We start from the raw sequence: 23,202 nt of genomic DNA on the forward strand, positions 1-23,202 counted from the left end.
CCGGCGGCGGGGAGGTCGCGGAGCGCCGGCCCGACGTCGGCCAGCAGGTTGCGGGCCGGCCGCTCGGGCGTCGCGATGAGGACCAGATCGGCCTCGAGCACCCGGCCGTCGGTCAGGGCGACGTACCAGGGGGCTTTCGACGCACCTGCAGCCGCGGGACGCTCGCTCATCCGCGGGAAGCCGGCGTCGCCGAGGCCGACACCCGGTCCGTCCACGTCGATGTCGAACGGGTTCCGGGAGATCGCCGTGACGGCGACGCCGGTGATGAGCGTCGACCCCCACCGCTCGAGCTCCGCGGTCAAGCCGTCGACGAGGACGGTCATGCCACCGTCGAGGCCACCGACCGCGGCACCGGCGGGCGCGTTCTCCCGGAGGGCCGCGACGGCGAGGGACAGCGCCCCGGTGCGGGTCAACGCGGCGTTCAGCCCGGGAGCCGCGCGGTCGACGTCGAGGTCGTCCGGAGCGGCCGAGTAGACGCCCGAGGTGACCGGTGCGACGAGGAGGTCGTGGACGGCCGCGCCCATACGCTTCCGGACGAGCGCACCGAGGTTGTGCTCGGTGCCGATCGTGAGCGGCGGGCGGATGCGGTCGAGATAGGCGCGCAGGGCACCCTTCCAACCGATGACCCGACGGACGTCGTCGGCGAGGGGGTTCGTCGGGATGCCCAGCAGCCCCGCCTTGGGGAGCGGGACACTCCGCTGCGGCTGTCCGGGCTTGGCGACGTGCAACCAGGCCCCGGCCCGGTTGGGACGCACGACGCGGTCGGTCAGGCCCAGGTGCTCGATGAGCTCGGCGACCGAGCCACCGCGCGTCGCGAAGCTCTCGGCACCGACGTCGACGTGGAGACCTGCGACCTCGGCGGCCGCGAGCGCGCCACCGAACGACTCCTGCGCGTCGACGACCGTCACCGAGATGCCGACCTTGGCGCAGTCGACCGCGCCGACGAGTCCGGCCACACCACCGCCGATGACGACGAGACGCTTCGGCTCGAGACTCATGCGGGCTGCCAATCGTGGGCGAGGGCGACAATGCGAGTCAGGACGTCCGGGTCGGTCTCGGGCGGGACACCGTGGCCGAGGTTGAGGACGTGCGACGGCGCCGCCGTCCCGCGCTGGAGGATGTCGAGGACGTGCGCCTCGAGGACCGGCCATGGGGCGGCGAGCAGTGCCGGGTCGATGTTGCCCTGCACGGGGACGCCGCCACCGAGACGTCGGATGCCCTCGTCGAGCGCCAGCCGGTAGTCGATCCCGACCACGTCGGCGCCGACCCGGTGCATCGCACCGAGCAGTTCACCGGTCCCGACGCCGAAGTGCACCTTCGGGACGGGGAGGTCGGCGACGTGCGCGAGCGCGGCCCGGGAGGCCGGGGCGACGTGACGCTCGTAGTCCTCGAGGGAGAGTGCCCCCGCCCACGAGTCGAAGAGCTGCGCGGCCGACGCGCCGGCGAGCACCTGGGCGCGGAGGAAGCGACCGGTGACGTCCGCGCACCAGGCCATGAGCTTCGCCCACGACGCCGGGTCGGCGTGCATGAGGGTGCGGGCGGCGAGGTGGTCCTTCGATGGTCCGCCCTCGACGAGGTAGGCGGCGAGTGTGAACGGCGCACCCGCGAAGCCGATGAGCGGCGTGCGGCCGTCGCCGATCCCCGCGAGCCCGGCGACGGTGAGCGCGACGCCCTCGCGGATCGGCGCAAGCGTGTCGTCGAGGACGGCCGGGTCGAGCGCGACGAGCGCGTCGACCTCGGCGGCCGTCCGAACGGCGGAACCCATGACGGGACCACGGCCCGGCACGATCTCGACCGCGACCCCGGCCTGCTTGAGCGGCACCACGATGTCGCTGAAGAAGATGGCCGCGTCCGTCCCGTGCCGTCGGATGGGCTGGAGGGTGATCTCGCTCGCCATCGCCGGGTCGAGGCAGGCGTCGAGCATGGCCGTCCCGATCCGCAACTCGCGATACTCGGGCAGCGACCGGCCGGCCTGACGCATGAACCAGACGGGCGTCCGCTCGGGGCGGGTGCCGCGGTACGCGGTGATGAGCGGCGACGACTGGGTCACGCCGGTGACGAGGGGGTGTTCGGGTGGGAGACTCACCCCTCCATCCTCCCATTCCCGCGCTGAGCGCGGCATGGGCGAAGCCCCGCGATGCGCGGCCCTGCCGGTGCGGACCGTCCGGCGACGGCCCGCACCGGAGTCCGACCGTGGTTCAGAGCCGGTGCGACACGCTGCACGAGTGGTCGTAGCCGACCGACTCGTCGAAGGTGAACTCCACCGTCGCCACGAGATCGTCGATGGACGGCGACGCGGAGAGGTCCTGCCAGATCCCGAGCGAGTGCCACTGGCCGTCCTGCTTCATCGAGTCGGGCGAGTGGATCCACCGCGTCGCCCCGCCGTTCTGCGACAGGCCGAGGTCGATGTTCGCCTGATCGCCAAAGGGCGCACCGCCGGCGGTGATCCGGTACTCCTCCAGCGAGACGGTCGTCTTGCCCGAGGCGTCGCTCCCGTTCCAGACCAGGTGGACCTCGCCGGTCGCATGGAACAGACCACCCGTGTACGTGCAGGTGACCACGACATCGCCTCCCCGTGGGTACGAGGCCGGGGCAGGGGCCGCACCCATGAGCCCGGGCGTGACCATCGCTGCCGCGGCGGCGAGCGTGACGACTCTCCTGAAGTGCTGCATAACGTTCTCCTTCGATCGTTGTGTTCCGTTCGGTCGAACGGCTTGATTCGTAGTATTGCATCTGACATTTCATATGTCAGTACCCGACTGGTGGTGAGGGTGCCCTGAGCGACATCCCGGGAGCCCGACAGCGCCGCTCGGGTAGACTCATCGGGTGCTCATGTGTGTGACGGCGAGCCATAAGAACGCCACCTTCGACCTCCTCGAACGACTCTCAGTCGGTGCCGAGGGCGTTGCCGCGCGCCTGGTCGAGCACCACGAGTGCGTCTCGGGTGCCGTCGTCGTGGCCACCTGCAACCGGTTCGAGGCGTACATCGACCTCGACGAGCCCGTCACCGCCGCCGCATCCGTCGCCTTCGAGGCCGCTGCGGAGGCCGTCAGCGAGACCACCGGCATCCCCGCCGAGCAGCTGCGGGAGGTGTTCGACCTCAGCGTCGGCACCGCGGCAGCCGAGCACCTCTTCGCCGTGTCGGCCGGACTCGAGTCCGTCGTCGTCGGCGAGGGCGAGATCGCCGGCCAGGTGCGGCGCTCCCTCGAGGCCGCTCGCGCGGGTGGCACCACCAGCTCCGAACTGGAGCGCCTGTTCCAGCGCGCGTCCCAGACCTCCCGCGGCATCAAGAACCGCACGCCGCTCGGGCGTGCCGGGCGCTCCATCGTGCGTCTCGCCCTCGACCTCGCGGAGAGCCGTATCGACGACTGGGCCACGCAACGCGTCTTGCTCGTCGGCACCGGTGCGTACGCCGGCGCGAGCCTCGCCGCCCTCCGCGACCGCGGCGTCACCGACGTCCTCGTGTACTCGCCGTCCGGCCGCGCCGAGAAGTTCGCGCGCTCGCACGAGATCGGCTGGATCGGACACGACGACCTCGCCCGCACCACCGGCGAGGTCGACATCATCGTCACCTGCACCACCGCCGAGGGCCACGTGGTCGACGCCGAACTGCTCCGCGCGGGTCGCACGGCCGTCGCCGCCGACCACCGTGCGCGAGCCGCGGCTGCCACGGACGCACCGACGCTCTCGCTGGTCACCGCGGCCGACGCACCGGCCGCACCCGAGCCCACCGGGGTCTCCGCACTCGTCCACGACGTCATCACCGAAGCCGCCGCCGAGTGCCCCGTGCCGCACGCCTCGGCCCAGCTCGTCATCGACCTCGGCCTGCCGCGCAACGTCGACCCCGACGTCTCCACCGTTTCCGGCGTCGTCCTGCTCGACCTCGAGACCATCCGCATCCACGCGCCGCTCGAGGAGCTGCAGGCCACCGAGGTCGCGCGCTCCATCGTCAGCCGCGCCGCGCAGAAGTTCGCCGCGGTCGGCGAGGAGCGAAGCCTCGAGCCCGCCGTCGTCGCACTCCGCAGCCACGTGCACGCGCTCGTCGAGGCCGAGGTCGCCCGTGCGACCGCTCGTGGCGACGACGACGGGTCGACCGCCCGCGCACTGCGTCACCTCGCCGGAGTGCTGCTGCACGAACCGACGGTGCGGGCACGGAACCTCGCCCGCAACGGCGAGCAGGCCGCGTACACGACGGCGCTGCAGACGCTCTTCGGTATCGAGGTTCCCCAGGCACCGGCGGTCGTCGCACCGGTAGCCGACACCGACTCGGCCGCTTCCGCCTCCTAGGCTTCCGACGGCAAACTGGCGTCGGGCAGCCCGGTCGCCGAGCCGACCCTGGTCACCGAGCCTGTCGAGGTGCGCGCGAAAACGCGACCCGACCATGGACGTTCCCCGTGGGCCCTTCGACACTTCGACAGGCTCAGTGCGGCGCAGCTCAGGGACCGGAGGAGGGACACCGCTCAGGGACCGGGGCGGGAAGGGCGCTGGGACGACGAACGGGCACCGGCGCGATGCCGATGCCCGTCATGATCCGCCTGCGGAGCAGGCCGTGGATCAGTAGTCGTAGTTGTAGTCGTACGAGCTCGCGCCGGCGATCGCGCCTGCGATGATCAGGAAGTAGAAGATGATCACGATGATGCCGGCGAGGACCGACACGCCGCTCACGATGGTGCCGGCGAGGGCCAGGCCACGGCCCTGCTCGCCGGTGCGCTTGATCTGACCGAGCGCGATGATGCCGAGCACGAGGCCGACGACGCCGAACCCGACGAACGGGGCGATGAGCGAGATGATCGCCATGACGTTCGTCTTCGGGCCGGTCGGCTGCGCGTAGCCGTACGGCGCCTGAGGCTGTCCGTACGGAGCGGCGGGCTGGCCGTAGGGGTTCTGCTGCTGCCCGTAGGGTGCCTGCGGCTGGCCGTAGGGGTTCTGCTGCTCGCCGTAGGGAGCCTGCGGCTGACCGTACTTCGGCTGCTCGCCGTACTGCGGAGCCTGCTGGCCCGGCTGCTCACCGTAGGGCGAGGGCTGGCCGTACTGCGGAGCCTGTTCCCCGTACTGCGGAGCCGGCGGAACCTGCGATTCGCCGTAGGCCGGCTGCTGGGGGTTCTGGCTCTGACCGTATGGGTCGTTCGGCTGGCCGGAGTTCGGATCAGTCATGAAGGTGCACCTCGCGCATAGGGGTTCGACGAACGGACTCATGCTTGCAGCGTGCCGTCGCCTTGTCAACACAGGGTAACCCGCGATCCCTGATGTTCACTGGGCTCGCGCGGTGCGCACCGGAGGCGGTGGCAAGATGGACGAGGGGGTGCGGATGGACGAGGAGTCGGTGGCGGAAGCCGAGGACGTCGCGCTCGCCGACGCCCCGCCGGTCGCGGAGCGACCCGGCGCGCTGACCATCGCCGGGATCGTCGCCGTCGACTGGGTCCACTCGGTCGTCTGGCACACGCGGGCCTTCTTCAGCGGCCGCATCCCGAAGGAGTACGCCCGCGGCGACGCGAGCAGACCGGTCGTCGTCCTCATCCCCGGTGTGTACGAGACCTGGGCGTTCCTGAAGCCGGTCGCAGACCGCCTGAACGCCGACGGCTACCGGATCCGCATCGCCCGCGGTCTCGGGTACAACCGCAAGCCCATCCGCGATACGGCGGCCCGCTTCGCCCGCGCGCTCGGACGGCTGCCGAAGCCCGCCGCCGGGTGCGTCATCGTCGCGCACAGTAAGGGAGGACTCGTCGGGAAGGAGCTGCTCCTCACGGAACGCGAGCGGCTGGGCCTGCTCGGGGTCGTCGCGATCTGCTCGCCGTTCTCCGGGTCGGTGCTCGCGAAGTACGTGGTCGACCCGAGCCTCCGCGCGTTCCTCCCGACGAACGAGACCATCGTCGCGCTCGGCGCCCCGCACGACGTCAACGCCGACATCGTCTCGATCTACAGCACCTTCGACCCGCACGTGCCGTCCAGCAGCGCGCTGCCCGGAGCGACGAACGTACTCCTCCCGGTGCCCGGTCACTTCGTGATCCTCAGCACGGACGAGCTCAAGGACGCCGTGGAACTCGCCGTCGACAGGTTCGCCGATCGGGTACGGCCCGCACTCGACACCGAGAACCCGGCCGACCGGTGAGCCGCGCACCCGAGAGCTCTCGCAGCGCGCTCCCCGACATCCTCGTGTCCGCGGTCGCGATCGTCCGCGGACGGCGGGTGCTCATGGTGACGGCTCGCAGCCGCGACGTCCTCTACATGCCGGGCGGGAAGATCGACGCGGGCGAGACGCCGGCCGAGGCCGCCGTCCGGGAGGCACGCGAGGAGGTCGCGGTCGAGATCGATCCGGCACGGGTGTCGCCGTTGTTCACGGTGGTCACGCAGGCGCACGGCGAGCCCGACGGCCGGCTCGTGCGGATGCACGTCTTCGCGGCCGAGACGGACGAGACACCGACGCCCTCCGCCGAGGTGAGCGCGGTCCACTGGGTGGGCACGGAGTCACTCGACCGCTGCCCACCCGCGGGGCGTGAGGTGCTCGAGCGCCTGGCGGCGGCGGGGCTCATCGACTGAGTGGCGGGTGGGGTCCGGTCCCCGAGCCTGTCCAAGGGTGAAAGCCTCAGCACCGGGCTGCCCTTCGACAAGCTCAGGGGCCGATGAACAACTGGGACCGGACAGCCCACGAGTCAGCCACCCCGGTCACTGAGCCTGTCGAAGTGCCCACGGACACGCCCTTCGACAAGCTCAGGGACCGGCGGAGGTGAGCCCTTCGACAGGCTCTGGGACCGGAGGAGCGCGACCGGCTCAGTGCACGTACTCGAGGAGGTCCTGGCCGAGGATCCGGACGGCGTCGACCACGCCGAGGCGGGTGCCGAGCTCCGTGTCGTCGTAGCTCGTGCACACGGCGTAGCTCACGGCGCCGTTCGGGCCGCGGAGGATACCCGCCTCGGCTCGCACGCCGACCCCGGAACCGGTCTTGTTGAAGAGCTGGATGCCGTGGTCGGGCTCACGGTGGGCCAACGGGTCGAGCCCGAAGCCCGAGGCGACGAGCGAGAGGTCGGTGTTGAGCGACAACCAGGCCAGGACCCGGCGGCTCGTGGTCGCGTCGACGATCTCGCCCGTCGCGAGTGCCTGGAACAGCCAGGCGAGTTCGCGGGCGGACCCGACGGAGAGCTGCGGTGCGTTGTCGGGGCCGCGGTGGTCGCGGACGATGTCGAGGAGGGCCGTGCGCTTCAGCCCGATCTCCTCGGCACGGTGGCGGACGGCGTCGAGACCGATGTGGCGGAGCAGGACGTTCGTGGCGAGGTTGTCGCTCGTCGCGCCGACGAGGGCAGCGAGGTCGGCGACCGGGAGAGACGGCGCTTGGAGGTGCTGCCAGATCCCGGAGTCGGCGACGGCGTCGAGTGGTTCGCGGTCGAGGATGGTGAGGCCGCTGAAGTCGGCGTCGCCGAGGCGGGCCGCGACCTCGATGAGGAGGAGGACCTTGCCGATCGAGGCGGTGGGCACGACGACGTGGTCGTCGGCCGACATGAGCATCTCGCCGGTGGTGATGTCGTTGATCCGGAGGCTGACCTGCGCGCCCGACGCGGCCAGCTCGCCGAGGGCGCTGAACCCGCGGGTGAAGGGTTCGATCTGGGCGGAGGCACGGTGGCGCCCTCGACGCGCATCGCGCGAACGGCGACGATCCGACTCGTGCACTCGTGAAGCCACGGCTGACCGAACTCCTCTGCTCCAGATGGTGATCCCGACGATCCTGCGGGTGTGGACCAGCCCCGGTCAGCCCACTCGACGGGCGTCCGACGACCCGCGCAGCGGGCCTCCGGATGTGCCGTCCACGGTATCGTAAGCGCCCTTCGCGCTGGCTGCGAATCTGGGCCTGGGAACGTCGTTCCCGGGCGCGTCGGTCCGACATCCGTCGCTTCCATCGCCCGCGAATCCGGTCGGTCCACCGCCCGGATCCCGCAGGTTTCAGCTCGTGATCAGCCGCGGGCGCGGGCTGGGAACTGGGTCGCGAACTTGCCACCGCTGACGTCGATCAGCGCACCGGTGACGTAGCCCGCCTGGTCGCTCGCGAGGAACCGTACGATGTTCGCGACGTCCTCCGGTTCCTCCCATCGGCGCACCGAGAGCGTGTCGAGGAGTTCGTCCTGCTGTGCCGTCGGGAGATCGGCGAAGCCGTTCATCGCCGTCGGCACCATGCCGGGTGCGTAGGCGTTCACCGTGATGCCCCACGGCCCCAGCTCGCTCGCGAGGACCCTGGTCAACTGGACCACCGCGGACTTGGACGCCGCGTAGGCCGCGCTGCCGACGCTCGGGATGACGGCGGCGAAGCTCGCGGCGTTGATGATGCGGCCGGAACGCTGTCCCTTGAGATACGGGATGACCGCCTTCGACACCCGGAAGACGCCGCCGACGTTGACGTCGAAGCACCTGGTCCACGCGGCGTCGCTCGTCTCCTCGAGCAGTGACTGCACGTTGATCCCGGCGTTGTTCACGAGGACGTCGATCCCTCCGAGCCCGGTGGCAGCCGCCGCGACCGCGCTCGACACCGAGTCCTCGGATCGCACGTCACACGTGATGGCGACGAGGTCGCCGTGGTGGGACGCCACGAGCGCGTCGAGGGAGGAGACGTCGAGGTCGAGCACCGCGACGCGGGACCCCTCGGCGAGGAAGGACTCCACGAGGGCGAGCCCGATCCCTCGAGCACCTCCGGTCACGATCACCCGTCGGTCCGTCAGGTCCAGCAGCATCGGTGTCTCCCGTCGTCCGAGCGCATCCGTCGACGCGTCGACCCGGTGTCGACGGCCGCGTACGCACCAGGCGAGTAAAACATACTTATGGTCGGCCAGCTCGCTACACTGGCGCCATGACGGATCGAGTGCTCTGGGTGACGGGTGGCGGCAGCGGTATGGGACAGGCCGTGGCGGTGTCGGCCGCCGAGGCGGGATGGCGCGTCGCCGTGACGGGGCGACGCCGCGAGGCGCTCCTCGAGACCGTCGGAGCCGTCACCTCCGCGGGCGGTGTGGCCGTCGCCGCGGAGGCCGACGCGACGGACCCCGCTTCGCTCGCCCGAGCCCACGAACGCGTCGTCGCCGAGCTCGGCCCGGTCGACGACCTCGTCACCGCGGCGGGCCTGAACGCGCCTCGGCGCCGGTGGGACGACCAGTCAATGACGGAGTTCGCCGCGATCGTCGACACCAACCTCACCTCGGTCGCCCGGACGATCGACCTCGCGCTGCCCACCATCCGCGACGCCCAGGGACGGATCATCGTCATCTCCTCCTTCGCCGGCTGGCGCTTCGCGACGAAGGGTGGCGTGGCCTACAGCGCGAGCAAGACCGCGCTCGCCTCGCTCTGCGCGACCCTCAACGAGGAGGAGGGGGCCCACGGCGTCGGCGCCACCCACCTCTGCCCGGGCGACGTCGACACCCCGTTCCTCTCCATGCGGCCGCAGGTGCCGGACGCGTCGGCGCGCGAGACGATGCTCACGCCCGAGGACATCGGCCGCGCCGTTCGGTTCATCCTCGACGGCCCGCCGCACGTGCGCATCGACGAGCTCGTGATCTCCCCCACCCGTCCGTCCGCACGGGCGTGAGCCGCTCACCGGGGGCGTCGGCCTTCGAACGGACGCTCGACCGGATCGGTACCGACATCGTCGACGGCGGACTACCCGCCGGCAGGGTGTGCACGGTGGACGAGCTGGTCGCCATGGCAGGACATTCCCGCTCGGTGGTCCGGGAGGCGACCCGCGTGCTCTCCGGCATGGGACTCCTCGCCAGCAAGGCGCACGTCGGCCACACCGTGCAGCCGTCGTCGAGCTGGGACTGGTTGCAGCCTCGGGTGCTCCGCTGGGCGCTGGCGAGCGGACGACGGGAGTCCACCATCCTGGCGATCCGCGAACTCCGCACTGCGACCGAGCCGGAGTCGGCGCGGCTCGCGGCCGAGCGACGCAGCGACGAGGACGCCCGTGAGCTCCGCGTGACGAGTGAGGCGCTCCGCGCGGCTGCGGTTCGCCAGGATCCGATCGCGTTCCTCGAGGCCGACCTCCTGCTGCATCGCCTCATCCGGCGCGCGGCGGCGAACCCGATCCTCGACCGGGTCGGCGACGCCGTCGACGAGGCACTCCGGGATCGTGTGGACCAGCTGCCCAGTGACGGCATCGACCACCACGACGCGGCGTTGCACACGGACCTCGCGTCGGCGATCGAGGCGCAGGACGGCGAGCGGGCCGCCGCGACGATGCGCGTGATTATCCTCCGCACGGCCTGACGACGGCGGCGCCCGACCGCCATCCACACACACGGTTCTCGCAGCTTCGTGAAACACGTCCGTCACGCAGGTAACGACCGTGTTGCAGTGCTGGAAAATATTTGCAAGCTTCCTGTACTTATTGAATACTGTTTCCACACCCACTGAAAACAGCAGGGATCGACCGCGGTTTCCCGGTCACTCCGGATCCCGGGCCAACGACGGCCCGGACTCCCGATCCCAGAATCGAGGAGCAGCACCATGCGCAAGCGCACCCTTCCGCTGGCCGTCCTCGCCACCGCGGCACTCGGCCTCACCGCCTGTGCCGGTGGCGGTTCCGGCTCAGGCGACGTCTCGGCAGACGGCCAGACGCTCACCGTCTGGATCATGCAGGGCACCAACCCCGACTCCGAGGCCTTCTTCAAGGAGGTCGGCTCGGCCTTCAAGAAGGAGACCGGCGCCACCCTCAAGGTCGAGTACGTGCAGTGGGCCGACGCCCACGACCGCTTCGTGACGTCGATCGCCGGGAACACCACCCCCGACGTCGCCGAGACGGGCACCACCTGGACGGCCGAGTTCGCCGACGCCGGCGCCCTCGCCCCCATCGGCGACTACGTCGACAAGGCCGGCCTGAAGGACGACCTCGTCCAGGGCCTCGCCGACTCCGGCACCTACGACGGCGAGCTCTACGGCATGCCGTGGTACGCCGGCGTCCGCTCGATCGTCTACCGCACCGACGTCTTCGAGGAGCTCGGCCTCAAGGCGCCGACCACCTGGCAGGAGATCATCGACGCCGGCACCGCGATCAAGGCCGCCAAGCCCGACATGATCCCGTTCCCCGTCCCCGGCGACGCCGAGTTCACGGCCTACCCCTGGGTCTGGGGCGCCGGCGGCGAGGTCTCCGAGCTCGACGGCGACACCTGGAAGTCGGGTCTCGCGAGCGACGACTCGCGCAAGGGCATCCAGTTCTGGACCGACCTGGCCACCAAGTACGACCTCTCCTCCTCAGGTGCCACCACCTGGAAGGAGACCGACGTCCTCGACAACTTCGTGCAGGACAAGGTCGCCATGGCGATCATGGGCTCCTGGACCCCGGCGACGATCGTCCAGAAGAACCCGGAGCTCGAGGGCAAGTTCGCCGCCATCCCGATCCCGGGTGAAGACGGCGGCATGTCACCCTCCGTGCTCGGTGGTTCGCACCTCAGCATGTTCAACACCTCGAAGAACAAGGACCTCGCGTTCCAGTTCATCGAGATGATGACCACCGGCAAGTTCGCCTCCGAGTGGGCCGAGCAGACCGGGTACTTCCCCGGCCAGACCTCGCTCCTCAGTGACTCGACCGAGAGCGACGACCCGCTGGTGAAGCCCTTCGCCGAGCAGTTCGTCGACGGCGGCGCTTCCCTCCCCGTGACCCCGAAGTTCGGTGCGGTGCAGGCGAAGAAGACCACCAACGCGATGATCCAGGCCATCCTCTCCGGAAGCAAGTCGGTCGACCAGGCGACGACCGATGCCGCCAAGGAGATGGACGACATCATGAACGGCAAGTAGCCGATCGTGTCGACCCTCACCCCGCCCACGGTCACCCGCGAAGCCCCCGCTTCGCGGGTGGCCGGGGGCCCCTCCCCCAAGCGGCTGCGCCTGCTGATGCGCACCCGCCCCTGGCTGCTGCTCGCGCCGGCGCTCCTCATCCTCGCCGTGCTCCTCCTCTGGCCGCTCATCCGCGTCGTCCTGTTCTCCCTGCAGGACTACGGCCTGCGCGAGATCGTCAGCGGTGACACCAACTTCAACGGCGGCGCGAACTACGCCGAGGTCTTCGCCGACCCGACCCTCTGGACCGTCGTCCTCCCGAACACCGTCTTCTTCGCCGCGGCCGCCGTCATCGGCACGGTCGTCCTCGGCACCCTCGTCGCCCTGCTCATGGCGAACCTCGGCTCCTTCTGGCGCACCATCGTCGGCAGCGCCATCATGGTCGCCTGGGCGATGCCAGCCGTCACCGGCACCTACGTGTGGGTCTGGATCTTCGACGCCGACCGCGGCATCGTCAACCAGACGCTCATGGGGCTCGGGCTCATGGACGAGCCCTTCAACTGGTTCACGAACCAGTTCACGTTCTACGGCATCGCGCTCCTGAACGTGATCCACCACGGCTTCCCGTTCGTGGCCATCACCGTCCTCGCCGGCCTACTCGGCGTGTCCAAGGAGATGCTGGAAGCCGCCGAGATGGACGGGGCGGGCGCGTTCCGTCGCTTCTTCCAGATCACCTTCCCGTCGCTGCGCCAGGTGTTCTCGGTCGTGATCATCCTGTCGACCATCTGGGACTTCAAGGTGTTCGCGCAGATCTACCTCATGCCTGGTGGTTCCGGCTCGAACCGCGAGGTGTTGAACCTCGGCGTGTGGTCGTACGTGGAGTCCTTCGGGCAGAACCGCTACGGCTTCGGCTCCGCGATCGCGGTGCTGTTGACGCTCGTCCTGCTCGGCATCACGATCGTCTACATCCGCGCCCTCATGAAGGAGGACGAACTGTGACCACCCACGCTCCCGCCCCCACCGCCGCCCGTCGACCGGCTGAGGGACCGGGCACCGACCGGTCCGCCAAGCCGCAGGTCCCGATGCACCGGAAGGCGAGCGGTCGGAAGATCCGCTCGAACACCGTCAAGGCGATCCTCGTCACTCTCCTGCTCGTGTTCACGCTGTTCCCGGCGTACTGGATGCTGTCGAGCGCGTTCGACGCACAGGCGTCGAGTGGCGGCCAGTCCTTCTTCCCGAAGGAGCTGTCGTTCACGAACTTCGAGTCGGTGCTGACCGACGGCGGGTTCGCGGTCTTCCTCCGTAACTCCGCGATCGTCGCCGGTGCGACGGTGCTCATCTCCGCCGCCGTCGCGCTCCTGGCGTCGGTCGCGGTCGCCCGTTTCCGGTTCAAGTTCCGCACCGCGGTGCTGCTCATGATCCTCGTCGTGCAGATGGTGCCGCTCGAGGCGCTCGTGATCCCGCTGTTCGTGCAGATCCGCGACCTGCAGCTGCTCAACACGCTGCTCGGGCTCATCATCGTGTACGTCGCGCTCGCACTGCCGTTCGGCATCTGGATGCTGCGCGGCTTCGTCGCGGCAGTGCCGGTGGAGCTCGAAGAGGCGGCGTTCCTCGACGGTGCCAGCTGGTGGCGGATGTTCCGCTCGATCATGCTCCCGCTCGTGGCCCCCGGCCTCGTCGCGACGAGCGTGTTCAGCTTCATCACGGCCTGGAACGAGTTCATCTTCGCGATGACCCTGCTCGGCGGCTCGACGGAGAACTACACGGTGGCCATCGGCCTCAAGCAGTTCTTCGGCCTGAACTCCAACGACTGGGGTTCGGTCATGGCGGCGTCGACGATCATCACGATCCCGGTCATGATCTTCTTCATCCTCGTGCAGCGCCGCCTCTCCGGCGGTCTGGTGTCCGGAGCGGTGAAGGGATGATCGACCCCGACGTCGCGCGGCTCGTCCGGGGCGTCCTCTGGCCGGGCTTCCTCGGCCGGACCGCCCCGGACTGGCTGCTGCGCGAGCTGGACGGCGGCCTCGCGGGCGTCGTGTACTTCGGGCAGAACCTCTCCTCGGACCCGGCGGAGGTCGCGGCGCTGTCGGCCGAACTCCGCGACCACCGGCCCGAGATCCTCATCGGCGTCGACGAGGAGGGCGGCAACGTCTCGCGCCTCGAGGCGCAGACGGGCTCGACCCTGCCCGGGCATGCGCAGCTCGGTGCACTCGACGACGTCGAGACGACGCGCGCGGTGGGTGCGGCACTCGCCGAGCGGCTCCACGCCGCCGGGGCGAACGTCGCCCTCGCGCCCGTCGCCGACGTGAACACGAACCCTGCGAACCCGGTCATCGGGGTGCGCTCGTTCGGCCCCACCGCCGACCTCGTCTCCCGCCACGTCGCCGCGATGGTCGACGGATTACAGGCCGGCGGAGTCGCCGCGTGCGTCAAGCACTACCCCGGCCACGGCGACACGGCGAGCGACTCGCACCTGGATCTGCCCCGCATCGACCTGGACCTGGCGGAGCTCGAAGCCGAGCACCTGCCACCGTTCGACGCAGCGATCGCCGCCGGCGTCGCGAGTGTCATGACCGCCCACATCGTCGTCCCGGCGTTCGGCGACGCCCCGGCCACGCTCAACCCGATCCCGCTCCGCCGGCTGCGCGAGAGCGGCTTCGACGGCGTGATCATCTCCGATGCGCTCGACATGGCCGCCATCCGTTCGACCACGGGCTCCGGACGCGGGGCGGTCCTCGCCCTCGAGGCCGGCGTCGACCTGCTCTGCATCGGCAACCCGTCCAACCTCGGGCCGAAGCAGGGTGCGACGACCGACGAGGACGACTACCTCGAGGTGTTCGAGGCGGTCTGTGCCGCCGTCGCCGACGGCGAGCTCGATCGAGCGATCGTCGAGCGCGCGGCCGCCCGGGTGGCGTGGCTCGCGCGGTCCGTCAGCCCTTCGACCGGCTCAGGGACCGGGGAATCAGTCCCCGAGCAGTCCCCGGCCCCCGAGCGGTCCACGGTCCCTGAGCGGTCCACGGTCCCTGAGCTTGTCGAAGGGCGCTTCTCCGACGCCATCCGCCGGGTCGTCCGCGTCCGGGGCGAGGTCGCGATCACCGCGTCGGCGATCACCCTCGTCGACCTCCGCGACCGACCGACGTTCGCCGTCGCCTCGGCCCACGATCCGTTCGCCGAGTCGCTCGCCGAACGGTTCGACGTCACCCGGCTCGCTGCCGGCCCGAGCCTCCGGACACCGGGCCCAGACACCGAGGCCCCCGCCTCCGACGAGCTGACCCTCCTGCTCGAGACGATCCCCGCCGACGACGGGGTCGTCCTCCTCGCGGACCGCCTCGGCCACGACACCCCGCAGCGGCTCGCGGTGGACCGCGTCGCGCTGGTCCGCCCGGACGCCGTCGTCGTGAGCGTCGGACTACCGCTCTCCGAGGACGCCGTCCTCCCCCTGCCGGTGATCGACACGCTCGCGGCCTCCCTGGCATCCGCCGACCGGGTCACCGAACTCCTCGCCGCGGCCTCCTCCGCGGCGCCGACGCACCATCTGCACGACCAGCACCACCGGAACGGATCATGAACCACCTCGCAGCACCCGTCCTCGCCATTGATCTCGGGAAGACCTCCTGTCGCGCCCGCATCACGAGCGGATCCGGCGACGACCTGACCATCCTCGCGGAGGCCCGCGGCCACGGTGCACCGGGCCTCGCCGACCACGAGGGTGCGGAGCTGTCCGCCCGCGCGGTCCTCGAGACGGTCGCGCACCTCCCGGCCGACCTCCTCGCCGAGGTGCAGCACGTCGGGATCGGCGCCGCCGGGGTGGAGGCGGCACCGCACGAGGTCGCCGCGTTCACCGCCGAACTGCGTCTGGCGCTCGGAGCGACGATCGCCGTGGTCAACGACGCTCTGGCAGCCCACGCCGGTGCGTTCGCCGGTGGTCCCGGCACGGTGCTCATCGCCGGCACCGGATCCGTCGTGTTCGACGTCGACGCCGACGGCTCCGTGAAGCAGATCGACGGTTGGGGTCCCTGGCTCGGAGACGAGGGCAGTGGTCGGTGGATCGGGCAGCAGGGCCTCGAGGCCTGCATGCGCGCCTTCGACGGCCGCGGCCCCGCCACCACTTTGCTCGCCGACGCCGAGGCACTCATCGGGTCCATCCCCGCGCTCCCCCGCTGGGTCTCCAGCACCGGAGCCCCGGCCCGCCAACTCGGCACCTTCGCGCCCACGGTCATCACGCGCGCCGAGGAGGGCGACGCCGTCGCCGCAGACATCGTCGACGCCGCCTGCGCCCATCTCGCCGTGAGCGCCGCCGCTGCCGGCACGGGCGCCGTGTGCGTCGTCGGCGGGATCGCCTCCCACCCCTACGTCGCCGCACATCTCGCGACGGCCATGCACGAGGTCGGCGTCGACCTCGTCGCACCCCGCGGTGACGCGCTCGACGGAGCCAGACTCGTCGCGCTCGACACCGCGATCTCCTACGACGGAAGGGTCGTGCGCGACGATGTCCACGCAGCCTGAGAGCGCCTCACCACCGGTCCCTGAGCCTGTCGAAGGGCCTGGGCCGATCACCGCAGGGCTGACCTCCGACCGCGACACCATCCGCGCGGAGCTCGCCACCCTCTCGACGGAGCAGGTGAACGAGCGACACCCCGACCTCGACGCCCTCTCCACGCGGGAACTCGTCGCCGCGATGAACGAGGACAACCGTTCCGTCCCCGACGCCATCGCGGCCGTCGAACCCGAGATCGCCGAGGCCGTCGAAGCGATCGTCGAGCGCCTCCGCAGGGGCGGACGACTCGTCTACCTGGGCGCCGGGACCGCTGGACGGATGGGCATCCTCGACGCGAGTGAGGCCCCACCCACGTTCGGGACCGACCCCGGCCTCATCGTCGGACTCATCGCGGGTGGTCCGGGCGCCATCCAGCAGGCGGTGGAGAACGCCGAGGACCGCGACGATCTCGGTCGTGCGGATCTGGAATCGCTGCCGATCACCGCGGACGACGCCGTCGTGGGTGTCTCCGCATCCGGTCGCACGCCCTACGTCCTGGGCGCCCTCGAGTACGCGCGCTCGATCGGTGCGATCACCATCGGCCTGTCGTGCAATGCCGGCTCCCCGCTCGCCCGGGACGCGGACATCGGCATCGAGGCGGTCGTCGGTCCGGAGCTCCTCACGGGATCGACCCGGCTGAAGGCGGGGACGGCGCAGAAGCTCGTGCTCAACATGCTGTCGACGATCACGATGGTGCGGCTCGGGAAGACGTACCGGAACCTCATGGTCGACCTCCTCACCACGAACGAGAAGCTCCGGGCGCGGGCGGAACGCACGGTGATGTTGGCGACCGACGTCGACGCCGCCACGGCCGCGAAGACGCTCGCATCCGTGGACGGCTGGGTGAAGGCCGCTATCCTCGTCCTCGTGACCGGCATCGCCGCAGATGAAGCAGTCGCCCGCCTCCGTGGTGGCGACGGCTCCCTCAGCGCGGCCATCGCAGCGCACGCCGTCGAAGACCCGACGGGGGCCGCACCGGATGTCCACTGACGCGCTGCTCGTGCTCCGCCAGGCGATCCCTCGCCTGAGCGCCGCCGAGACGCGCGTCGCCGAGACCATCATCGGCACCCCCTCGCTCGTCGTCGAGTTGACCATCACCGAACTCGCGAAGGCGTGCGGCACCTCGCAGGCGACCGTCGCGCGGTTCTGTCAGACCATCGGGTACACCGGCTACCGGGAGTTCCGGGTGGCCGTCGCGACCTCGACGAGTCGCGAGCAGGCGGAGCGTGACCGGTTCGAGGTCGACGACGCCGACATCGACCCGGACGACTCGGTCGAAACGGTCGTCGCGAAGGTCGCCTACCAGGAGGTGCAAGCGATCGAGCTCACCGCCCGCTCGCTCGACCGCGACGCCCTGGACGCGGTCGTCGACGCACTGCTCACCGCCCCACGGATCGACATCATCGGCTTCGGGTCCTCGAACCTCACGGCACAGGACCTCCACCAGAAGCTCTACCGGATCGGCATGCCGGCCAACACCTTCGTCGACGCCCACCTCGCACTGCCCTCGGCCGCCCTCCTCGGGCCGGGTGGCGTCGCCATCGGCATCTCGCACTCCGGGCTCACGGTCGAGACCGAGCAGGCGATGCAGCTCGCGCGGGCCGCCGGCGCGACGACCGTGTGCATCACCAACTTCCCCGACTCCCCCATCGCCGGCCGCTGCGACCTCGTCCTCGCGACGCAGGCGAGGGAGAGCCGATACCGCTCGGGTGCGATGTCGTCGCGCATCGCCCAGCTCGCGCTCGTCGATCTGCTGTTCATCCGCGTCGCGCAGCGTCGCTACGACGCCGCGGCCGAATCCCTCCGCGTCACCTATGAGTCGATCCAGGACCACCGCATCGACACCTGAGTGCTGAGATCAGGGCAGCAGCGAGACGCCCGTGTGCTCGGCGAGGGCGAGCAGCAGCTCGTCCTGGAACGCCTCGTCGCGGACCGCGCGATGCGGCTCCTCTCGTCGCTGATGGTGCCAGTAGCCGGAGGTGTCCGCGCCACGCCCTTCGGCGAGCGCCACCTGGGTCCGGTGCCCGAGTTCCAGGTCGTCGGGCGCGTTCGGCCCGCCCATCCGCGTCGGCACCCACCCCGGGTCGACCGCATTGCTGAACACCCCGGGACGCACTCGCGCGATGGCCGCCGCGAGGACGGTCACGAGGAGCTTGCTGTCGGAGTAGCTCGCCGTCCTCGTGGAACCCGACCAGTCGAGACCGTCGAGCGTCGCGGTACCGCCGCGGTGCATGCTGCTGCTGAGGAACACGAGTCGCCGCGCGGGGACGAGGGCGCTCAGCAGATAGGGCGCGACCACGTTGACCGGCAGGACGGCCGTTCCGTCGAGGACGCCGGCGTTGTGGATGATCGCGTCCACGGGACCGGCTGCGGCGACCTGCTCCGCGAGCTCATGGGCGCCGTCGAGGGTGGCGAGGTCACCGGTGACAAGGTGCACGGAGGGCTCGTCGAGCAGCCGGACCCCGTCGGCGCGGGCGAGGCTCCGGGCATGGACGAGCACCTCGTGCCCGTGGTCGACCAGCTCGGTCGCGGCGCCGAGCCCCAGGCCGACGGCGGCACCGGTCACCAGGATGCGCGGCATCAGCGACCCCCTGCCCGTCCGGCCTCGCTGGTGTCGGGCTGGTTCGTGACCGCCGCAGCGTCACCCTGCTCAGCCTCCCGCTGGGACGCCGCCCAGTTCGCGAGCAACTGCAGTCGCTCGGCGGACGGCGAGCCGGGCTCCGCCGTGTAGACGAGCACGACGTGACCTGGGTCGGCCGTGATCGCGAGCTCCTCGTAGGCGAAGGTCATCTCGCCGACGATCGGATGGTTGAACCGCTTCGTTCCCGTGCCGTGGGTGCGCACGTTGTGCGCTCCCCAGAGCGTGCGGAACGCGTCACTCCGGGTCGACAGCTCACCGACGAGGTCGTGCAGTCCCTTGTCGTGCGGGTCCCGGCCGGCCTCGGCACGCATGACCGAGACGCACATCTCGGCGAAGACGTCCCAGTCGGGGTAGAAGTCCCGAGAGGCCGGGTCGAGGAACTGGAACCGCGCGAGGTTCGGGGTGCGCCCGCCGTCGCCGATGACCGGTGAGTAGAACGCGCGCCCGAGCTCGTTGGTCGCGAGGAGGTCCTGGTGGGTGTTGCGGACGAAGGCGATGCCGTCGGTGATCGCGTCGAGCATCCAGTGCAGGCTCGGCCGGGTCGCGGGGTTCTTGGCCGCCCGGCGACGCGGCCGACCGGAGAGCGGGACGCCGTCAGCCGCGCGGGCGAGGTCGAACAGGTGGGTGCGTTCCGCCTCGTCGAGCTGCAGCGCACGGGCGATGGCGTCGAGGACGGTCGACGACGCTCCGGCGATGGCCCCGCGCTCCAGCTTCGCGTAGTACTCGACACTGACCCCGGCGAGCGCCGCCACCTCGGATCGCCGCAGCCCGGCCACCCGTCGGTTGGGGCCCGCGGTCAAGCCGGCGAGTTCCGGGGTCAGCCGTGCCCGACGCGTCATGAGGAACTCGCGTACGTCTGCTCGATCGTCCATGCCTCCGACGATACGTCCTCGAGGCGAGCCGACAGGTGCTCTCTCGGTACACCTCTCAGGCGGGACTCCCTCCCGCGTCGCGGGGGGCGTTGACTGGTCGCCTGCACCACCCGACAGAAGGAGCACACATGCGCGCAGTCGTCATGCATTCGCCCGGCGACGTCCGGGTCGAGGACCGTCCGGACCCCGTCATCGTCGACCCGACCGACGCCGTCATCCGGCTCACGGCGACCTGCATCTGCGGGTCCGACCTGTGGCCGTACCGCGGGGTCGAGCCCGTCGACCACACGAACATGGGGCACGAGTACGTCGGTGTCGTCGAGCAGGTCGGCGAGGACGTGCGGACGATCGCCGTCGGCGACTTCGTCATCGGCTCCTTCGTGACCTCCGACAACACCTGCGAGATCTGTCAGGCGGGGTACCAGTCGAAGTGCGTGCACGCCGAGTTCGTGTCGGTCACCGCGGGTACGCAGGCTCAGCTCGCCCGCATCCCCCACGCCGACGGCACGCTCGTGGCGACGCCCGGACAGCCGGACGCGGAGCTCATCCCCTCGCTGCTCGCCGCGTCCGACGTGCTCGGGACGGGCTGGTTCGCCGCGGTCGCCGCCGAGGTGGGGCCGGGGAAGACGGTCGTGGTCGTCGGTGACGGGGCCGTCGGGCTCATGGGCGTCCTCGCGGCCCGGGAGCTCGGGGCGGAACGCATCATCGCGATGTCGCGTCACGCCGACCGGCAGGCGCTCGCCCGTGAGTTCGGCGCGACCGACATCGTCGAGGAGCGCGGTGCGGCGGGGGTCGCACGGATCAAGGAACTGACCGGCGGTCTCGGCGCGCACAGCGTCATCGAGGCGGTCGGCACCGAAGAGTCCATGCTGCAGGCGATCCGCTCCACTCGCGGTGGCGGCCACGTCGGCTTCGTCGGCGTCGCCCACGAGGGTGTCTCGCTGCCGCTCGACGAGCTCTTCTTCGCCGAAGTGCACCTGCACGGTGGGCCGGCGCCGGTGCGACGGTTCCTCCCCGAGCTCATCCGGATGATCTGGGAGCGGAGAATCGACCCGGGGAAGGTCTTCGACCTCACGCTGCCACTCGAGGACGCGGCCGACGGCTACCGGGCCATGGACGAGCGCCGTGCGATCAAGGTGCTGCTGACGCTGTGAGCCCCGCAGCACCGACCACCTCGACGCCGGACGCGTCGGCCGGTTCGTCGACCCTCCCCGCAGCCGGGACGCCCACCCGGATGCCCTGGTTCGCACTGGCGGCCCTCGCCGCGATGGGGTTCGTCCTCGTGGCCGCGGAGACGATGCCGGCCGGACTCCTCCCGGTCATCGCCCGGGATCTCGACACGAGCGAGGGCCTGATCGGTCAGTTCATCAGCGTGTGGGCGCTCGGGACCGTGATCCTGACGATCCCGGCGCTCGCGCTCACCCGTGGGCTGCGTCGCAAGCCGCTCCTCCTCGGCGCGATCGTCGGGCTCATCCTCGCGAACACCGCGACCGCGGTCTCGGGGGACGTCGCCGTCGCGCTGGTGTCGCGGTTCGTCGCCGGTGCGTTCTGCGGGGTGATCTGGGGCATGCTCGCCGCCTACGGGCGTCGCATCAGCCCGCCCGACCGGGGAGGCCTCGCACTGTCGATCGTGTCCGTCGGAGCGCCCGCCGGACTGGCGCTCGGGACACCGCTCGGGGCGTGGCTCGGCACCGCGTTCGACTGGCGCTGGGCGTTCGGAGGACTCTCGGCGCTCGCGCTCGTCGTGCTCGTGTCCATCGCGGTGGTGGTGCCCGACGCGCCCGGGCAGCCTCGCTCGGCACGGCTCCCGCTTCGACGGGTGCTCGTCCTGCCCGGTGTCGCGGTGGTCCTCGCGGTGATCGTCGTCTGGATGCTGGCTCACAACACCGTCTACACCTACATCTCGCCGTTCCTTCGGGCCTCAGGGACGGGACTCGGAGCCGATCTCGTGCTGCTCGTCTACGGTGTCGCGTCCATCGCGGGCATCGGTCTCACGGCGGCGCTCATCGACCGGGCTCCACGCGCGCTGCTCCACGGGAGCGTCGCGACGTTCGTCACGGCGGGCGTGCTGCTTCTGCTCGGCCACGCGTCGATCGTCGCCGTCCTCGTCGCGACGGTCCTGTGGGGGCTGGCGTTCGGTGGCTCCTCCGCCCAGCTGCAGTCTGCGCTCACCCGATCGGGACGCGAGCACTCGGACATCGCGAACTCCTTCCTGCCCGTCGCGTTCAACCTCGCGATCTTCGCCGGCGGTGTCCTCGGGGCGTTCCTCCTCGGCACCTTCGACGGCCTGATCCTCCCGGTGGTCATGATCGCCCTCGGGCTCGCTGCGCTGCTGCTCACGATCGCGGGACGCCGTTCGGCCTTCACCGCGGGGTGACGACGAGGCCGAGCCGGTGGCGGTGGTCGCGTGAGACCATCGGGCATGGCTTCCATGGATGATGCACCACGGATCGGGGACCTCGAGGTCGACGGCGACGCACTCACCGGCGACGGCACGACACTCTCGGAGCTGGCGGACGAACTGGCTTGCGGCGTCGACGACGCCACCACCGCCGAGGCCCCGTCGGATGGTTGGCGGGTGCTCCGCCGGCTGGAGAGCGGTGCGGTGTATCTCGGTTCGCCGGTCGACGCGGACCACCGGACCTGGCGCCTGGCACAGCTGCATCCGGGAGAGCAGCCTCCGGTGGTGCGCGTGCACCCGGACACGTTGGTCGTGCGACCGAGCCGAGCAGAACGCCGACAGGGCTTGGTGCTCCGCTGGCCGCCGTTTGTGGAGGAGATCTCCGACCCGACGCAGCTCGTCATCGACGTCGTCAACCTCGGTCACTCTCGTTGGTCTCCAGAGGGTGATTCCTTCCATGCCATCGGAGCGCTCACGGAACCGGGCGAGGTCACATTCGGCTTCGCCTGGATGAGTTCAGCGCAGCAACGCGGGGTCCCGCTCGAGCCGGGTGAGTACGCCCGGGTCCCCGTGCATGTCCAGGAACGCGCGACCCCGACGGAGCTCCGAGAAGGACCGTGCGACCTCCACGTCGTGGTCGTCGAACTCGGGCTCCGCCTCGCCGAACCGCTCCGGGTCGAGCTGACCGCGGAGATGGTGGCGCGTCAGGTCGCCAAGCAGAACCGCCACCGGGCCGACCCCGCGAGCGAGCGCCGAGAGCTCGACCGACACATCGGCGACGAGCGTGTGCGTTCCGACGCCCGTCGGTCCTGGGCCGCGATCGCAGACGTGGTCGGGAGCACGATGTCGGAGAACGAGTCCCTTGCCCGCATCGCCGCCGTGCTCGACTGCACGACGGAGCAAGCGGCATCCGTATACGACTCCTCACTGCGCGCGATGGGACGGATGGACGCCGACCGCCGTGACGAGCAACTACAGGAACTCATCCGCCGTCGCGACGCCCTCGGGTGAT

Annotated in this window: 23 protein-coding genes; 15 read left to right on the plus strand and 8 right to left on the minus strand. The window is 70.7% G+C overall.

Features of this window, described 5'->3' with window-relative positions:
- The 3 genes from IFT89_RS13045 to IFT89_RS13055 form a co-directional block, all read right to left on the minus strand.
- The coding region (locus tag IFT89_RS13045) for a protoporphyrinogen/coproporphyrinogen oxidase (RefSeq protein WP_202939167.1) at positions 1-998 on the minus strand (998 nt) is incomplete at its 3' end.
- Positions 995-2,122, minus strand: a complete 1,128-nt coding sequence (gene hemE, locus IFT89_RS13050; protein ID WP_194644877.1) for a uroporphyrinogen decarboxylase — start codon at positions 2,120-2,122, stop codon at positions 995-997. The genes IFT89_RS13045 and hemE, both read right to left, overlap by 4 nt.
- A gap of 76 nt (positions 2,123-2,198) precedes the next feature.
- Positions 2,199-2,672, minus strand: coding sequence for a hypothetical protein (locus IFT89_RS13055; protein WP_191942048.1), 474 nt, complete (start codon positions 2,670-2,672; stop codon positions 2,199-2,201).
- Positions 2,673-2,826: 154 nt separating this feature from the next.
- Between IFT89_RS13055 and IFT89_RS13060 the strand changes: the two genes are divergently transcribed.
- Positions 2,827-4,287 (plus strand): glutamyl-tRNA reductase, encoded by a 1,461-nt coding sequence (locus tag IFT89_RS13060; RefSeq protein ID WP_137244245.1) that lies wholly within the window; start codon positions 2,827-2,829, stop codon positions 4,285-4,287.
- A 267-nt stretch (positions 4,288-4,554) separates the two neighbouring features.
- Here the strand turns inward: IFT89_RS13060 and IFT89_RS13065 are convergent, their stop codons facing one another.
- Positions 4,555-5,154, minus strand: a complete 600-nt coding sequence (locus tag IFT89_RS13065) for a DUF4190 domain-containing protein (RefSeq protein ID WP_137244246.1) — start codon at positions 5,152-5,154, stop codon at positions 4,555-4,557.
- Between the two features lie 112 nt (positions 5,155-5,266).
- On the opposite strand from IFT89_RS13065, the gene IFT89_RS20800 reads away from it, so the two are divergent.
- Together IFT89_RS20800 and IFT89_RS20805 are read left to right on the plus strand one after the other, a co-directional pair.
- Positions 5,267-6,109, plus strand: a complete 843-nt coding sequence (locus IFT89_RS20800; protein ID WP_202939168.1) for an esterase/lipase family protein — start codon at positions 5,267-5,269, stop codon at positions 6,107-6,109.
- On the plus strand, positions 6,106-6,537 hold the full coding sequence (locus tag IFT89_RS20805) for an NUDIX hydrolase (protein ID WP_307783506.1): 432 nt from the start codon (positions 6,106-6,108) through the stop codon (positions 6,535-6,537). The genes IFT89_RS20800 and IFT89_RS20805 overlap by 4 nt, the downstream gene beginning before the upstream one ends.
- Before the next feature lie 231 nt (positions 6,538-6,768).
- Here the strand turns inward: IFT89_RS20805 and IFT89_RS13080 are convergent, their stop codons facing one another.
- A complete protein-coding gene (locus tag IFT89_RS13080; protein WP_202939169.1) occupies positions 6,769-7,674 on the minus strand; it encodes a serine hydrolase in 906 nt (301 codons plus the stop codon).
- 269 nt (positions 7,675-7,943) lie between these two features.
- Complete coding sequence (locus IFT89_RS13085) at positions 7,944-8,714, minus strand: SDR family NAD(P)-dependent oxidoreductase (RefSeq protein ID WP_202939170.1); 771 nt, start codon at positions 8,712-8,714, stop codon at positions 7,944-7,946.
- A 116-nt stretch (positions 8,715-8,830) separates the two neighbouring features.
- Between IFT89_RS13085 and IFT89_RS13090 the strand changes: the two genes are divergently transcribed.
- The 9 genes from IFT89_RS13090 (at position 8,831) to IFT89_RS13130 (ending at position 18,125) form a co-directional block, all read left to right on the plus strand.
- Positions 8,831-9,559 (plus strand): SDR family oxidoreductase, encoded by a 729-nt coding sequence (locus IFT89_RS13090; protein ID WP_202939171.1) that lies wholly within the window; start codon positions 8,831-8,833, stop codon positions 9,557-9,559.
- On the plus strand, positions 9,556-10,233 hold the full coding sequence (locus IFT89_RS13095) for a FadR/GntR family transcriptional regulator (RefSeq protein WP_202939172.1): 678 nt from the start codon (positions 9,556-9,558) through the stop codon (positions 10,231-10,233). The genes IFT89_RS13090 and IFT89_RS13095 overlap by 4 nt, the downstream gene beginning before the upstream one ends.
- 240 nt (positions 10,234-10,473) lie before the next feature.
- Positions 10,474-11,760: a sugar ABC transporter substrate-binding protein gene (locus IFT89_RS13100; protein ID WP_085514313.1), complete on the plus strand. Its 1,287-nt coding sequence runs from the start codon at positions 10,474-10,476 to the stop codon at positions 11,758-11,760.
- A gap of 6 nt (positions 11,761-11,766) precedes the next feature.
- Positions 11,767-12,738 (plus strand): carbohydrate ABC transporter permease, encoded by a 972-nt coding sequence (locus IFT89_RS13105; RefSeq protein WP_370282131.1) that lies wholly within the window; start codon positions 11,767-11,769, stop codon positions 12,736-12,738.
- 83 nt (positions 12,739-12,821) lie between these two features.
- Positions 12,822-13,664 carry a carbohydrate ABC transporter permease gene (locus IFT89_RS13110; RefSeq protein ID WP_079706980.1) on the plus strand — a complete coding sequence of 281 codons (843 nt, stop codon included), beginning with the start codon at positions 12,822-12,824 and terminating at the stop codon, positions 13,662-13,664.
- Positions 13,661-15,307, plus strand: coding sequence for a glycoside hydrolase family 3 protein (locus tag IFT89_RS13115; protein WP_202939173.1), 1,647 nt, complete (start codon positions 13,661-13,663; stop codon positions 15,305-15,307). Before IFT89_RS13110 ends, IFT89_RS13115 begins: the two co-directional genes overlap by 4 nt.
- Positions 15,304-16,245, plus strand: a complete 942-nt coding sequence (locus IFT89_RS13120) for an N-acetylglucosamine kinase (RefSeq protein WP_194644871.1) — start codon at positions 15,304-15,306, stop codon at positions 16,243-16,245. The genes IFT89_RS13115 and IFT89_RS13120 overlap by 4 nt, the downstream gene beginning before the upstream one ends.
- A complete protein-coding gene (murQ, locus tag IFT89_RS13125) occupies positions 16,229-17,266 on the plus strand; it encodes an N-acetylmuramic acid 6-phosphate etherase (RefSeq protein WP_202939174.1) in 1,038 nt (345 codons plus the stop codon). Before IFT89_RS13120 ends, murQ begins: the two co-directional genes overlap by 17 nt.
- Positions 17,256-18,125 (plus strand): MurR/RpiR family transcriptional regulator, encoded by an 870-nt coding sequence (locus IFT89_RS13130; protein ID WP_137244254.1) that lies wholly within the window; start codon positions 17,256-17,258, stop codon positions 18,123-18,125. The genes murQ and IFT89_RS13130 overlap by 11 nt, the downstream gene beginning before the upstream one ends.
- Positions 18,126-18,134: 9 nt before the next feature.
- Here the strand turns inward: IFT89_RS13130 and IFT89_RS13135 are convergent, their stop codons facing one another.
- Positions 18,135-18,857 carry an SDR family NAD(P)-dependent oxidoreductase gene (locus IFT89_RS13135; RefSeq protein WP_202939175.1) on the minus strand — a complete coding sequence of 241 codons (723 nt, stop codon included), beginning with the start codon at positions 18,855-18,857 and terminating at the stop codon, positions 18,135-18,137.
- Entirely contained in the window at positions 18,857-19,789 is a 933-nt protein-coding gene (locus tag IFT89_RS13140) for a helix-turn-helix domain-containing protein (protein WP_202939176.1), read from the minus strand. The genes IFT89_RS13135 and IFT89_RS13140 overlap by 1 nt, the downstream gene beginning before the upstream one ends.
- A 128-nt stretch (positions 19,790-19,917) precedes the next feature.
- On the opposite strand from IFT89_RS13140, the gene IFT89_RS13145 reads away from it, so the two are divergent.
- From IFT89_RS13145 to IFT89_RS13155, 3 genes are read left to right on the plus strand one after another with little or no spacing between them, the layout of a single operon-like run.
- The gene (locus IFT89_RS13145) at positions 19,918-20,943 is read left to right on the plus strand and encodes a zinc-dependent alcohol dehydrogenase family protein (RefSeq protein WP_202939177.1); all 1,026 of its coding nucleotides are present in this window, start codon (positions 19,918-19,920) and stop codon (positions 20,941-20,943) included.
- Positions 20,940-22,166, plus strand: coding sequence for an MFS transporter (locus IFT89_RS13150; RefSeq protein ID WP_307783507.1), 1,227 nt, complete (start codon positions 20,940-20,942; stop codon positions 22,164-22,166). The genes IFT89_RS13145 and IFT89_RS13150 overlap by 4 nt, the downstream gene beginning before the upstream one ends.
- A 54-nt stretch (positions 22,167-22,220) precedes the next feature.
- The gene (locus IFT89_RS13155; protein WP_191942061.1) at positions 22,221-23,201 is read left to right on the plus strand and encodes a hypothetical protein; all 981 of its coding nucleotides are present in this window, start codon (positions 22,221-22,223) and stop codon (positions 23,199-23,201) included.
- The last annotated feature ends 1 nt before the right edge of the window (position 23,202 follow it).

This window comes from Plantibacter sp. CFBP 13570 (assembly GCF_014841395.1).
Classification (GTDB): domain Bacteria; phylum Actinomycetota; class Actinomycetes; order Actinomycetales; family Microbacteriaceae; genus Plantibacter; species Plantibacter auratus.

Bases quoted from the DNA above. Each gene is read 5' to 3' on its own strand.
- IFT89_RS13140 (WP_202939176.1), bottom strand. From the start codon at position 19,789: ATGGACGATCGAGCAGACGTACGCGAGTTCCTCATGACGCGTCGGGCA.
- IFT89_RS13100 (WP_085514313.1), top strand. From the start codon at position 10,474: ATGCGCAAGCGCACCCTTCCGCTGGCCGTCCTCGCCACCGCGGCACTC.
- IFT89_RS13145 (WP_202939177.1), top strand. From the start codon at position 19,918: ATGCGCGCAGTCGTCATGCATTCGCCCGGCGACGTCCGGGTCGAGGAC.
- IFT89_RS13090 (WP_202939171.1), top strand. From the start codon at position 8,831: ATGACGGATCGAGTGCTCTGGGTGACGGGTGGCGGCAGCGGTATGGGA.
- IFT89_RS13055 (WP_191942048.1), bottom strand. From the start codon at position 2,672: ATGCAGCACTTCAGGAGAGTCGTCACGCTCGCCGCCGCGGCAGCGATG.
- murQ (WP_202939174.1), top strand. From the start codon at position 16,229: ATGTCCACGCAGCCTGAGAGCGCCTCACCACCGGTCCCTGAGCCTGTC.
- IFT89_RS13120 (WP_194644871.1), top strand. From the start codon at position 15,304: ATGAACCACCTCGCAGCACCCGTCCTCGCCATTGATCTCGGGAAGACC.
- IFT89_RS13130 (WP_137244254.1), top strand. From the start codon at position 17,256: ATGTCCACTGACGCGCTGCTCGTGCTCCGCCAGGCGATCCCTCGCCTG.
- IFT89_RS13085 (WP_202939170.1), bottom strand. From the start codon at position 8,714: ATGCTGCTGGACCTGACGGACCGACGGGTGATCGTGACCGGAGGTGCT.
- IFT89_RS13155 (WP_191942061.1), top strand. From the start codon at position 22,221: ATGGATGATGCACCACGGATCGGGGACCTCGAGGTCGACGGCGACGCA.
- IFT89_RS13135 (WP_202939175.1), bottom strand. From the start codon at position 18,857: ATGCCGCGCATCCTGGTGACCGGTGCCGCCGTCGGCCTGGGGCTCGGC.
- hemE (WP_194644877.1), bottom strand. From the start codon at position 2,122: ATGCCGCGCTCAGCGCGGGAATGGGAGGATGGAGGGGTGAGTCTCCCA.
- IFT89_RS13115 (WP_202939173.1), top strand. From the start codon at position 13,661: ATGATCGACCCCGACGTCGCGCGGCTCGTCCGGGGCGTCCTCTGGCCG.
- IFT89_RS13110 (WP_079706980.1), top strand. From the start codon at position 12,822: ATGCACCGGAAGGCGAGCGGTCGGAAGATCCGCTCGAACACCGTCAAG.
- IFT89_RS13065 (WP_137244246.1), bottom strand. From the start codon at position 5,154: ATGACTGATCCGAACTCCGGCCAGCCGAACGACCCATACGGTCAGAGC.